Raw genomic sequence first — 11,722 nt, forward strand, 5'->3', positions numbered from 1 at the left:
ATCTAAAAGAAATAACTCTTAAGCTTAAAAAAGGATATAGAGAAAATCTCTATTTACTACCTTTGATAGTGTATGAATGATTATTTTAAATCTGCCATTTTAAAGAAAACAGGAGCTTCTTCTTTATTTGAAAAAGAAATCATCCAAGAGTTATGGAGTGGCTATGGTAAAATTATTCGTGTTTCATTAGAAAACGCTACTTTAGAAAGTGTTGTTGTAAAACATGTACAGCTACCTATAGGCAATACACATCCTAGAGGATGGAATACAGATATTGGGCATCAAAGAAAATTAAAGTCTTACGAGGTAGAAACTAATTGGTACAAGCTATACAGTAAACATAGTATGGCACGTTTACCTGAGTGTTTTACTGTTGAAACTTACCATGATGAAGTACTTATAGTTCTTGAAGATTTAGACAGAGCAGGTTTTCCATTACGTAAACATAACGTAGCATGGGAAGATATAGAGACCTGTTTAGAATGGTTGGCACAATTTCATGCAAGTTATTTAGGAGAAACCCCAAACGGACTTTGGGATATTGGAACCTACTGGCACTTAGACACTAGACCTCAAGAATTAGAAGCCTTACAAGATGAATCGCTGAAGAATTACGCTATTGCTATTGATAAAAAACTGAATTCCTGTAGCTTTAAAACATTTGTTCATGGCGATGCAAAATTGGCAAACTTTTGTTTTTCTGAAAACGGAGCAGTGTCTGGTGTAGATTTTCAATATGTGGGTGGCGGATGCGGAATGAAAGATGTTGCCTATTTTATTGGAAGTTGCCTCAATGAGAGAGATTGCGAACATTTGGAATCAAAAGTTTTGGATACGTATTTTAAACATTTACATAAAGCCCTTGGTAAAACAAATAAAGCTCTTGAAAACGAATGGCGAGGTTTATACCAAGTAGCTTGGGCCGATTTCCATCGGTTTTTAAAAGGCTGGAGTCCTGGTCACTGGAAAATTAATAGTTATAGCGAACGTATTACTACTGAAGTTATTAAAAGCCTCTAGAAATGGACTTACAACATTTAGCAAATATTGCTATTGAAGCAGCACTTTCAGCTGGAAAGATTATTCAAAAGTATAAGGATGATAATATTGCTGTAGAACAGAAAGAAGGAGGATCAACCTACGCCTCCCAAGTAGTCACAAAAGTAGATCGCGAATGTGAAAGCATCATCCTTTCACATTTAATACCAACCTGTAAAAGATTTGATATTGGTTTATTATCTGAAGAAACAAATGATGATGGAAGCAGATTTAAAAAACCTTTCTTTTGGTGTATTGACCCCATGGATGGCACACTAGCCTTTATCAATAAACACCCTGGGTTTTCTGTTGCTATTGCTTTAATTTCGAGAGATGGTATGCCAGTAATTGGCGTTGTATTTGATCCTAGTACGGAAACACTATACCATGCCATAAAGGGATATGGGGCTTATAAAAACAGAAGACGATGGAAAATTAAAAACTCAAATAAGCATCTAACTTATATAACCGATAAAAAATTAAGTGATACACCAAATTTTACCAAAATCCAGAATATACTTAACACGTATAAATCTAATTTAGCTCTAAAAAACATAAAAGAAATTTCTGGGACAGGTGCTGTAATGTGTGCAATTTTAGTTATCGAAAACGGACCTGCATGCTTTTTAAAACTACCTAAAAAAGAAATTGGAGGGGGCAGTATTTGGGATTTTGCCGCTACAGCATGTATTTACAATGAGTTAGGTATAGCTGCAACAAATTTTAAAGGGGAAATATTAGATTTAAACAAAGAAGGTAACACTTTTATGAATCATGAAGGTGTTTTTTTTGCCAACTTAATGCTGAATAGCAAAAAATAGTATATAAAATTTAGAAGAAAATCTCCTGCGCTAACCGAAATGTATTAGCATGCGCTTCAATAATAATTTTAATATCTGTAGAATAACCACCGCCCATAGAACACATCACAGGTATTTTGTTGTTTTTACAGCTCTGTAGTACAAAACGATCTCGTTCTTTACAACCTTCTAAAGTCATTCCTAATTTTCCCAATTTATCTGATGCTACTACATCAACACCACATAAATAGTAAATAAAATCAGGCTGTTCTTCTTTGATTAACCTAGGTAGTGTTTCTTTTAAAATAGATAAATAGGTGTCATCATCTGTACCATTTTCCAAAGCTATATCTAAATCACTCTGTTCTTTTTTAAACGGGTAGTTGCCTTTACCATGCATAGAAAATGTGAACACATTTTTATCATCTTGAAAAATTTCTGCGGTACCATTACCTTGATGCACATCTAAATCGACTATCAAAACTTTTGAAACTCGCTTTTCATGTAATAAATAACGTGCTCCAATAGCTTGGTCGTTCAATAAACAAAAGGCTTCCCCTCTATTGGAATATGCATGGTGTGTGCCACCAGAAATATTCATTGCTATGCCGTATTTTAATGCAAATTCACTAGCCTTTATAGTACCATCAGCAATAATAACTTCTCGTTTTACTAAAGCGTCACTTAACGGAAACCCTACCTTTCTAGCCGCTCTTGCATCTAAGCTTAAACTCTTTAAGCTATCTAAATATACTTTGGTATGCGCTCTTAAAATATGTGTATCGTCTGGAATAGTAGGTTTAAAAAAATTAGTATTACCACATGTACCTTCATACATTAATTGTTCAGGCAAAAGCTCATATTTAATCATTGGAAAACGATGTCCCTCTGGTAAAGGATGCTTGTAAATAGGGTGGTAAGCTATTTTTAGCATGCATTAATTGGTTATAATGGTTTCCCAACCGTCATATTTAGCATTGTACTTTTTAGCCATTTTTTGTAACATAGATGTAATTGGGTTAATCGTATCAATATCTGCTTTATTGTATTTGTAAAATTGTAAACTATACGGGAATTTAGCAACTCCTTTTCTTCCTGAAAACTCTATTTTAAAATTTAATTTGATAATATCTTCCGTAAAGCGGTCTAGATCTTCTTCATTTCTAAAATACATCCAATGGTCAACTCGTCTTTCCTTGGTTATATCGTCGCCAGCTTCCTTTAATTCATTTATAAGACGAACATCCAACATATAGTTCTGCGTTTTTTCATTTGGATACAAAAACTCTTTATAATACTGCCATTCTTTATCTTCCTTTATATTAAGATAATAGGTTTTATCTGGATAGTGTTCTTTATAAAAGGCCTCAACTTTTTCTTTAACATCTTCGTTAGATTTCAAATAAAAATATCCTAACCGTTCAAAATTATGAGTAAAAGATCCAACCAATATGCATTCTATCTCTTTATTCAAAAATGCTTGAAGAGCATCATCTATCGTATGTAATAATTTAAATGTTACATCGCCTTTTGGCAAACCATCTTCACGTTCACTTTCATAATTCACTCCTGTTACCAAAACATAGTTATAATCTTCAACAGGAGCTTTATCTATTAAATCCATTCTAATAGTAGTAGAACCTGGCTTTCCATTTTCGTATGAAGCCATATATGTTTCCCAATGCTCTGTTTTTACTTGAGACACTAGGTTAGCACATAAAAATAAACCTAAAATATAAACAGCACTCTTTTTTAAAATATTGGACAGAATGTTTGTCTTAGGATATAAACGCCTTAATGAATACAAAAGTAGTTTCATTATTAATGTTGAGTTAGAGTTATGTAATTAAATTGGTTGCTTTAAGCAACTAACTTATAACAAAATAGAATAAAGAACAAACATTGATTTCAAATAAATTATGTGTTACTTAAACCTCTACTTATCAGAAAAAAACGCATACTTATTTAGTTGAATATTTTGGTAAATTGGGCAGTCAATTACTTATGCAACTTTAATTGAATGCGCTTACGTGGCGCATCTATTTGCAATACTTTCACAATAACTTGTTGGTGTAAATGTACATGTTCATTAACATCTTTCACGAACGCATCTGATAGGTTGGAAACATGAATTAAACCACTTTCTTTAATACCAATATCTACAAAACACCCAAAATTGGTAATGTTATTAACAATCCCTGGCAGTAATTGCCCCTCCTGCAAATCTGTAATTGTTTTTATATTTTTATTAAAAGTAAATACTTTGGCCTGTTCCCGAATATCCAAACCTGGTTTTTCAAGCTCTTTTATGATGTCTTGTAATGTTGGTAGGCCAACGTCATCTGTGCAATAGGTATCTAAATTTATTTTTTGAAGTAGCGTTTTGTTACCAATAATATTGGATACACTTTCCCCTAAATCTTTAGCCATTTTGGTTACAATAGTATAGCTTTCAGGATGCACAGCAGAATCGTCTAACGGGTTTTTAGCATCTTTAATTCTTAAAAAGGCTGCACCTTGCTCAAACGCTTTTCCACCTAAACGAGGTACACTTTCAATAGTGTCTCGAGATGTAAACACTCCATTCTCATTTCTATAATCAAATATATTTTCTGCTAGTTTAGTACCAATGCCAGATACATAGCTTAATAACGATTTACTTGCCGTATTGATATTTACACCAACAGCATTTACACAATTTTCAACAACAATATCCAATTGTTTTTGAAGTTTAGTTTGGTCTACATCGTGCTGGTATTGCCCTACACCGATAGATTTTGCATCAATTTTAACTAATTCTGCTAATGGATCTTGTAAACGTCTACCAATAGAAATAGCACCACGAACCGTAATATCATAGTTTGGAAATTCTTCACGAGCAATTTTAGACGCAGAATAAATACTTGCTCCAGCTTCACTAACCACAAAAACCTGTACATCGTTTTTAAAATGTACTTTTCTAATTAACGCTTCGGTTTCTCTAGACGCTGTACCGTTTCCAATAGCTATTGCTTCAATTTTATAAGCATCAGCTAGTGAACTTATTTTTTTCATCGCACCTATACTATCGTTTTTTGGTGGGTGAGGATATATGGTTTCGTTATATTTTAATTGCCCTTGTGCATCGAGACATACAATTTTACATCCTGTTCTAAATCCTGGGTCTATTGCTAAAACTCGTTTTTCACCTAATGGAGAACCTAATAACAATTGTTTTAAATTTTTAGCAAATACAGAAATGGCAGCCTCATCAGCCTTTTCTTTTGCTATTTGCAAAGTTTCTTTGCTTAACGATGGAAATAGCAAGCGTTTGTAAGCATCTTCTATTGCTATTTCAATCTGTTCTGTGCAAGCATTACTATTTTTAATAATGCGTCTCTCAATGGCATCCAAAGCTCTATCTTTGTCTATTTGAATTTTCACTCTAATAAACCCTTCTTTTTCAGCTCTTAAAATAGCCAAAAGTCTGTGCGAAGGTATTCTGCTTAAGCTTTCTTCCCAATCAAAATAGTCTCTAAATTTTTGAGCATCCTCAGTGTCTGCTTTGGTCTTAATTACTTTTGTAACAATGATTGCAAAACGCCCTAATTGACGACGGAGATTATTACGAATATCTGTACGCTCATTAATCCACTCTGCAATAATATGCCTTGCGCCTTCAAGAGCATCTTCCACAGTATTTACACCTGTTTTTAAATACCTATTTGCTATAGATTCAATAGCATTTGCATTCTGGCTCATAATAATTTTTGCCAAAGGCTCTAATCCATTTTGTCTTGCTTTTTCTGCCTTGGTTTTTCGGCTTTTTTTATAAGGCAAATAAACATCTTCAAGGGTTGTTAAATCTTGAGAGCCATCTATTTTTTGTTGCAACGTCACAGTTAAAACACCTTGTTCATGTAAAGCCTTTAAAATGGCTTTTTTTCGTTTTTCTAAAGCTTCAAATTGTTCTTTAAACTTAACGATTTCAGCTATTTGAACTTCATCTAAATTCCCTGTACGCTCTTTTCTATATCTAGAAATAAAAGGGATGGTACAATCTTCGTTAAGTAATGCTATGGTATTTTTTACAGATTGCTCTGGAAGTTTCGTTTGGGTAGTAATAAATGGTATCATCTAACTAAAAACATGTTTTTTTAATCTTCTAGAATTTCTATCTGTTTAACAACCTGTATTTCAGTTACTGGATAAGGCGCCTTATTTCGAATGGTTTGATAAACGGCTTCAAAAATATTCAAATACGATGATTTTGTAGGTGCTATTTTCTCCTGAGTTTTAACTTGATCTTTTATGGTTGTTAGAATACCTTCTTTCCCAACCGCTTCAACTCCAAATAATGGATTATTAGGTTTTATTCCCGCCTGTAATTGTGTTTCTTGAACATCTGTTCTTTCTTTAATATAGGAACCTTTAGCACCATGCAACACAAAGGCAGGTTGCACATTGGCCACTAAAAGACTTGCTGTAAGAAACACTTGTAAACCACTTGGATATTTAAGATGTATGTGTGCATAATCATCAATTTGGGTTTCTGGACGATTTCCATGAAGTGTCTTTTCCCAAGCTTCAGGAATTCCAAATAAAGCTATGGCGGCATCTAAAGCGTGAGGCACTAAATTATATAAAACGCCATTACCAGGAATGGGTAATTCTTTATTGAGGTTAGCTCCAAGAGCATATTTATATCTATCATACCGAAAATGAACTTCTATTAATTTGCCTAACTTACCAGACTCTACTACTCCTTTAACAGATAAGAAATCGCTATCATAGCGTCTGTTTTGAAACGGCATTATTAAACAGTTTCTTTTTTTTGCTTCTTGATAAAGGGTTTTAGCATCAGCTGCTGTTATTGTCAATGGCTTCTCTACAAGTATATGTTTCTTGTGTTGAATTGCTTTTAAAGCAAACTCAAAATGTGTTGCGCTTGGCGTATTTATAACTACTAATTCAATAGTGGTATCGTTAAGCAGGTCGTCAAAACTATCATAGCTCTTTATGTTTGTATATTGCTTATGCGCTTGCTTTTTACTTCTTTCTACTATAGCGGTTAATTCGAAGCCAGTATGTGATTCTAAAAAAGGACAGTGAAATAAGCTTCCAGACATTCCAAAAGATAAAACTCCTGTTTTTATTTTAGTGTTCATTTTAAAAGTAAATTAAACAATAGTAGCTGAACAAATTTAAAGCTAATTACTAAAAAACGCGTAAAACCTTTGGGTATTACGCGTTTTATATAACACTCTTTTATTATTTCATTTAAGCCACTTTCTTAATCAAATCGAAGCAAGGACATTTTTTACAGCGTTTGTTTTCGCCTTTTTTAAACTTTTTACAGCAACTACTTTTTACTTTATCAGGAAGTTCAATCCCCAACTTTTGTAATTTCTTTATTGCCTTTTTCTGTTTCTTTTTTTTGCCCACGGTAAAATACAGTAATCAAATCTGCTGCAAAAATAATTTATTTTTATTAAATCTAAATAAGCTTAAATGTTAAATTTCTAAGAAGAAAAGTGTTTTAACAAAAAAGGTTGTCTTTACATAAAGACAACCTTTCTCAACTATTAATCAACTCTCACTTTACTGTACAGTAAGTGTGTATTGTGGTGTTGGATTTAGTGGACAAAAATATACATATTCGCCTTTAGTTAATTTGGTAGCTTTAGATGTTTCTACTGCACCATCTTTAACTACACTTGTTACATAAGCTGTTGCAATATGGTTTTCTGGCTTACTTGCATCTTTCCCTTTAGGTACTAAAACTAAACCTACATCTTTACCTACATGGTTGTTTGAAACAGAAAAGATATAAGTTCCTTCACTAACTGTTAAAGACTTTTGCGTAAATTCTCCCGCAGTTTGCTCTAAAGCTATAGTTTTTACAGTTTCTCCCTTCATCATCTTATCCTTTTTCATCATTTCATCTTGTGCGTTTCCATTGAAAGCGAAACCTAATGCTACTACTAAAATTGCTATTACTTTTTTCATTGTTTTAATTGTTGTGAGCTTTTAGCTCTGGTTATTTATCTATTATTAATTTTTGGGCGTTACCCTCTATTACTATTTTATTTAATATTTATGCTAACTCAGCTTGTAAAGGTTGAGCTTCAGGAAAATCTACAGGAACTTGAGTTGTACTATGAATGTAATTTGATATCGTTTTATCTCCTACCAAAGAAATCACATCAATTAAGTTTCCTTTAGAATAACCTGCGCTAAAGAAATTTTCTAAAACTGCAGCATCTGTTTTACCTCTGTTTTCTGTAATGTTTCTAGCTATTCTTGCTAAAGCATCTAACTTATCGTTAAAAGAGGCTTCTCCAGCTCGTAATTCTAAAATTTGCTCATCAGTAAAACCATTCATTTTTCCAATGGCTGTATGTGCAGATAAACAGTAAATACAATTATTTACTTCACTTACTGCTAAGTTTACCACTTCTCTTTCCTTAGCTGATAATGATGTTTTAGCGTTTGAAAAATTTAAATAGTTTTCTAAAGCTGTATCACTATACGCATAGGTTGCATATAAATTTGGTACAAACCCCAAGGCTTTGTTTAAATTATCAAAAATAACTTGGTTATTTTCACTTACTTCTTCTCTTGTTGGTACATTAAATGTGCTCATGTTTTCTAAATTTTTAATTTATTTTATTTGATGTTTTATTATTAAAATATCTTGGTACAAAAGTGCAACACTTATAAAGGCTACACCATGCAATGATTTCCTTTTAACTTGTCAATTTTTCCTTTACAAATTTGATGTTATCGAATTATCTGCTACATGTGGTCTTTCTGCATCACAATAGAAATCGTGAATATGTTTTTGCTCACAATGTGTTTTAGGCGAAATAGTATTTAACACTTTTCTTCCTTGTCCTCTAAATATTTCAATTAAATTGAAAACTGATATATGTTTTAAATTCATGATTTTGTTGTTTTAATTATACAGTACAAAGATGCATGGAAGACAAGGACAATAAAATGTAAAGAACTCCCTAGTGCATGTCAATTTTTCCCTTTATAAGTTTTAAGAGCTTTTCTCTATAGAGGAGCTAGGGTAGAATTTTCAAATTCTTGGTACTTTTCTAGTCTTTTTGTTGACAATCAAGACTAATTTTAAATTTTTAAGAAATAAGTTTATGGGATATTTAATGTAGCATGAAATTAACCTTCCTCTTAACCCCTCCAAGAGGAGGAAATACTCATGCCCAAAATCTAAGAAACTTTTTTAAGTTGTTTCTTGAAGTCTGAAGGCGATAAATCGGTATGTTTTTTAAATAACCGACTTAAATGTGAGGCATCATCAAAACCCACATCATAGGCAATTTCCTTTGCTGTTTTGTCTGTGTAGATTAGTAGTCGTTTTGCTTCAAGGATGATGCGTTCGTGGATAATTTGTAGAGGACTCGTGTTTAATTTAGCAAAATTATTGGATAATGTTTTAGGAGATTTAAATAACTTATCCGCATAAAAAGATACACTATGCTCAATTTTAAAATGAGATTCAACCAACATATTAAACTCTCGCAGTAAATCTATTTTAGTATTCTTTGCGGTTTCTACAAAACCTTCTTTGGCCTTTAGTAATCGTGTACTTATAATGATAAAACGAGCCATTAGCATTCGTAACATTTCTGCCTGAATTGTATCTTTAGTTTCTAATTCATCTAAAAACACCTCTTGTAAAACATCAAGCTTTCTACGCTCCTTAGCATCTAGCTCGATAATTGGAATATGAACATTACCAAAAAACAATAAACCTGCACAGCTTACTTCTTGATCGTGATCTTTAATACAATAAAACTCTCTATTAAATTGATACACTACCAAATCTTTACCAGAAACAAACTCAAAAAACTGTACTACAGTTAGCGCCAAAATACTATTGGGCTCAATAGTGTAAGGTATACTATCTACTATAATTTCAGCCTTAAAATTAGTGGTTCTTATAAATGTATATAAATCTGGTTGCTTAGGCGTTTTATAAGATTCTAGAAGCTCTTCGTCTCCTATTTTTAAAATGGCATTGGTTGAAAACTCAGTGAATGTTTTTTGCATGTAGAGTTAGTCTATTCTTTTTACAAACATTACATATTTAGTTTATTTTTTGATAAAATATAGGCCACAAAAAACTCACCTTTATATAAAAGTGAGTTTAAATTAACTTTATGAAGAGGACTGCTAATCTATTTGAAGCTTTGTACTTATTGCTATCCTATTCCACATATTAATAGTAGCTATTACCATCATAATAGCTATAATTGTTTGTTCATCGAATAAAGCCGTTGCTTTTTTATAAGTATCTTCTTTTAACCCATTATGATGAATCAATGTTATTTCCTCCGTAATCTTTAATAGTAATTTTTCAGTTTCATCAAATAAATTTGTGTCTTCCCAAGCAGGTAATAAATGTAGTCTTTGATGTGTTTCTCCTGCTTTTATTGCCTCATTTGAATGCATGTTTAAGCAATAAGAACACCCATTCATTTGAGATGCTCGCATCTTAATTAAAGAAATTTGCTTTTTATCCAGCGGGCTTTCCTCAATAAACTTTTCTAATGCAAATAAGCCATTGTATGCCTTTGGATTAGATTTATAAATATTAATTCGTTCCATTTTTATTGTTTTAAATTATGAAACAAATCTAGAACTGAAAAAATCTAATTTTCTTAAACTGGTTTAAGAACGCTTTTGTCTTCTAATTTTACTAACGTATTCTGGTGTTAAACCTAAAAAGGAAGCAATTAAATATTGTGGAACTCTTTGTTCAAATTCAGGAAAGCTTTCTGTAAAATGAAAATAAATATCTTCTTTGGAATAATTAAACAGGTACTTAAACTTTACCAAGGAAGCGCCATAAGCTATTTGATAAACCTTCCTAAAATAGGATTCCATTATAGGATATTCCTTCAAGAGCAATTCATAATTACTTTTAGAAATACTCATTATTTGTGATTCTTCTATAGCTTCAATATAAAAATCTGTTTTAGATGTTTTGTGAAATGCTAAAAAATCACATATCCACCAATCTTCAATAGCAAACTGAATAGTTTGTTTTACCCCATCTTCACGTATAAAATACATTTGTAAAAGACCATCAATTACAAAATAGGTACTAAAATTTGTGGTACCAGATTCAGTTAAAGTAGTTTTCTTTTTTACTGAATCAATTTCAAAAAATGATGCTATATTCTCATATATACTCTCATCAATAGTAATAAATTTATTGATATGGTTATATAACTTATGACTCACTTGATATAGGCCTTGTATTCTTTAAAGTTTTATGTAGTGCTAAAATAGTATCGCGATGAAAGTCCTTTTATAATTAGGATAATCTACACTCATGTTTGGAGTTTTATCATTATAAACGAAAGCCCGTAACAATATATTAGACCAACAACTAAAATTAAAATTGAGTAAACAGAAAATCTTGTTTTCTTTACATCATCTATTAAACTTTTAAATTTTTCTTTTTCCGAGGGTATTACTTTAGTATAGGCAAAAATATCTCCTAATCTTCTACTAGGACTTATTATGGAAACTAGAACTTCAAGAGGCCAAATAGGAGTAAATAAATTCCTTACAAAACATTGAAATGCATTTGCCGGCTCTCCCGTTTTATAATTAACCACCTGTAGCCCAATTGTACGTTTTCCAACACTCTTACCGCGATAAGAATCTTTCAGAAAATAAACAAGAAATGGAAGAAAAGCCACAGAATAACCTATTCGATTACTTTGAAACAAAAATTCTGGGTAAGATTCTTTTGCGAATAGTTGCATTACTACAAAAAAAGCAATCATCAACGGAACTAATACAAAAGACATAGTAACATGATCCAAAAACATCGATGCTAATCTATTTATTCTTTGTATCATGAT

General features: G+C 32.0%; 13 protein-coding genes. 2 read left to right on the plus strand and 11 right to left on the minus strand.

Annotation, left to right across the window (positions count from 1 at the left end):
- Positions 1-72 precede the first annotated feature (72 nt).
- Positions 73-1,020 (plus strand): oxidoreductase family protein, encoded by a 948-nt coding sequence (locus EYD46_RS08110; RefSeq protein WP_130936570.1) that lies wholly within the window; start codon positions 73-75, stop codon positions 1,018-1,020.
- A gap of 2 nt (positions 1,021-1,022) precedes the next feature.
- A complete protein-coding gene (locus EYD46_RS08115; protein WP_130936571.1) occupies positions 1,023-1,859 on the plus strand; it encodes a 3'(2'),5'-bisphosphate nucleotidase CysQ family protein in 837 nt (278 codons plus the stop codon).
- A 10-nt stretch (positions 1,860-1,869) separates the two neighbouring features.
- Here EYD46_RS08115 and EYD46_RS08120 read toward each other — a convergent pair whose 3' ends face one another.
- The 11 genes from EYD46_RS08120 to EYD46_RS08165 all read right to left on the minus strand — a co-directional run bounded on the left by EYD46_RS08120 (position 1,870) and on the right by EYD46_RS08165 (position 11,719).
- Entirely contained in the window at positions 1,870-2,772 is a 903-nt protein-coding gene (locus EYD46_RS08120) for a histone deacetylase family protein (RefSeq protein WP_130936572.1), read from the minus strand.
- Between the two features lie 3 nt (positions 2,773-2,775).
- Positions 2,776-3,657, minus strand: coding sequence for a DUF695 domain-containing protein (locus EYD46_RS08125; RefSeq protein ID WP_130936573.1), 882 nt, complete (start codon positions 3,655-3,657; stop codon positions 2,776-2,778).
- Positions 3,658-3,836: 179 nt separating this feature from the next.
- Complete coding sequence (locus tag EYD46_RS08130) at positions 3,837-5,954, minus strand: Tex family protein (protein ID WP_130936574.1); 2,118 nt, start codon at positions 5,952-5,954, stop codon at positions 3,837-3,839.
- Positions 5,955-5,974: 20 nt separating this feature from the next.
- Entirely contained in the window at positions 5,975-6,985 is a 1,011-nt protein-coding gene (locus EYD46_RS08135; RefSeq protein WP_130936575.1) for a Gfo/Idh/MocA family oxidoreductase, read from the minus strand.
- A gap of 433 nt (positions 6,986-7,418) precedes the next feature.
- A complete protein-coding gene (locus tag EYD46_RS08140; protein WP_130936576.1) occupies positions 7,419-7,826 on the minus strand; it encodes a cupredoxin domain-containing protein in 408 nt (135 codons plus the stop codon).
- An 88-nt stretch (positions 7,827-7,914) separates the two neighbouring features.
- Complete coding sequence (locus tag EYD46_RS08145) at positions 7,915-8,463, minus strand: carboxymuconolactone decarboxylase family protein (protein WP_130936577.1); 549 nt, start codon at positions 8,461-8,463, stop codon at positions 7,915-7,917.
- 123 nt (positions 8,464-8,586) lie between these two features.
- Complete coding sequence (locus EYD46_RS17760; RefSeq protein WP_165454360.1) at positions 8,587-8,763, minus strand: hypothetical protein; 177 nt, start codon at positions 8,761-8,763, stop codon at positions 8,587-8,589.
- Positions 8,764-9,053: 290 nt separating this feature from the next.
- Positions 9,054-9,896: a helix-turn-helix domain-containing protein gene (locus EYD46_RS08150; RefSeq protein ID WP_130936578.1), complete on the minus strand. Its 843-nt coding sequence runs from the start codon at positions 9,894-9,896 to the stop codon at positions 9,054-9,056.
- Positions 9,897-10,019: 123 nt separating this feature from the next.
- Positions 10,020-10,454 (minus strand): carboxymuconolactone decarboxylase family protein, encoded by a 435-nt coding sequence (locus EYD46_RS08155; protein WP_130936579.1) that lies wholly within the window; start codon positions 10,452-10,454, stop codon positions 10,020-10,022.
- A 63-nt stretch (positions 10,455-10,517) separates the two neighbouring features.
- The gene (locus tag EYD46_RS08160) at positions 10,518-11,093 is read right to left on the minus strand and encodes a Crp/Fnr family transcriptional regulator (RefSeq protein ID WP_130936580.1); all 576 of its coding nucleotides are present in this window, start codon (positions 11,091-11,093) and stop codon (positions 10,518-10,520) included.
- An 89-nt stretch (positions 11,094-11,182) separates the two neighbouring features.
- Entirely contained in the window at positions 11,183-11,719 is a 537-nt protein-coding gene (locus EYD46_RS08165; protein ID WP_130936581.1) for an RDD family protein, read from the minus strand.
- Between the last annotated feature and the right edge of the window lie 3 nt (positions 11,720-11,722).

Origin of the sequence: Hyunsoonleella pacifica, from assembly GCF_004310335.1 — a bacterium.
Lineage (GTDB): Bacteria > Bacteroidota > Bacteroidia > Flavobacteriales > Flavobacteriaceae > Jejuia > Jejuia pacifica.

Bases quoted from the DNA above. Each gene is read 5' to 3' on its own strand.
- EYD46_RS08110 (WP_130936570.1), top strand. From the start codon at position 73: ATGAATGATTATTTTAAATCTGCCATTTTAAAGAAAACAGGAGCTTCT.
- EYD46_RS08115 (WP_130936571.1), top strand. From the start codon at position 1,023: ATGGACTTACAACATTTAGCAAATATTGCTATTGAAGCAGCACTTTCA.
- EYD46_RS08120 (WP_130936572.1), bottom strand. From the start codon at position 2,772: ATGCTAAAAATAGCTTACCACCCTATTTACAAGCATCCTTTACCAGAG.
- EYD46_RS08125 (WP_130936573.1), bottom strand. From the start codon at position 3,657: ATGAAACTACTTTTGTATTCATTAAGGCGTTTATATCCTAAGACAAAC.
- EYD46_RS08130 (WP_130936574.1), bottom strand. From the start codon at position 5,954: ATGATACCATTTATTACTACCCAAACGAAACTTCCAGAGCAATCTGTA.
- EYD46_RS08135 (WP_130936575.1), bottom strand. From the start codon at position 6,985: ATGAACACTAAAATAAAAACAGGAGTTTTATCTTTTGGAATGTCTGGA.
- EYD46_RS08140 (WP_130936576.1), bottom strand. From the start codon at position 7,826: ATGAAAAAAGTAATAGCAATTTTAGTAGTAGCATTAGGTTTCGCTTTC.
- EYD46_RS08145 (WP_130936577.1), bottom strand. From the start codon at position 8,463: ATGAGCACATTTAATGTACCAACAAGAGAAGAAGTAAGTGAAAATAAC.
- EYD46_RS17760 (WP_165454360.1), bottom strand. From the start codon at position 8,763: ATGAATTTAAAACATATATCAGTTTTCAATTTAATTGAAATATTTAGA.
- EYD46_RS08150 (WP_130936578.1), bottom strand. From the start codon at position 9,896: ATGCAAAAAACATTCACTGAGTTTTCAACCAATGCCATTTTAAAAATA.
- EYD46_RS08155 (WP_130936579.1), bottom strand. From the start codon at position 10,454: ATGGAACGAATTAATATTTATAAATCTAATCCAAAGGCATACAATGGC.
- EYD46_RS08165 (WP_130936581.1), bottom strand. From the start codon at position 11,719: ATGATACAAAGAATAAATAGATTAGCATCGATGTTTTTGGATCATGTT.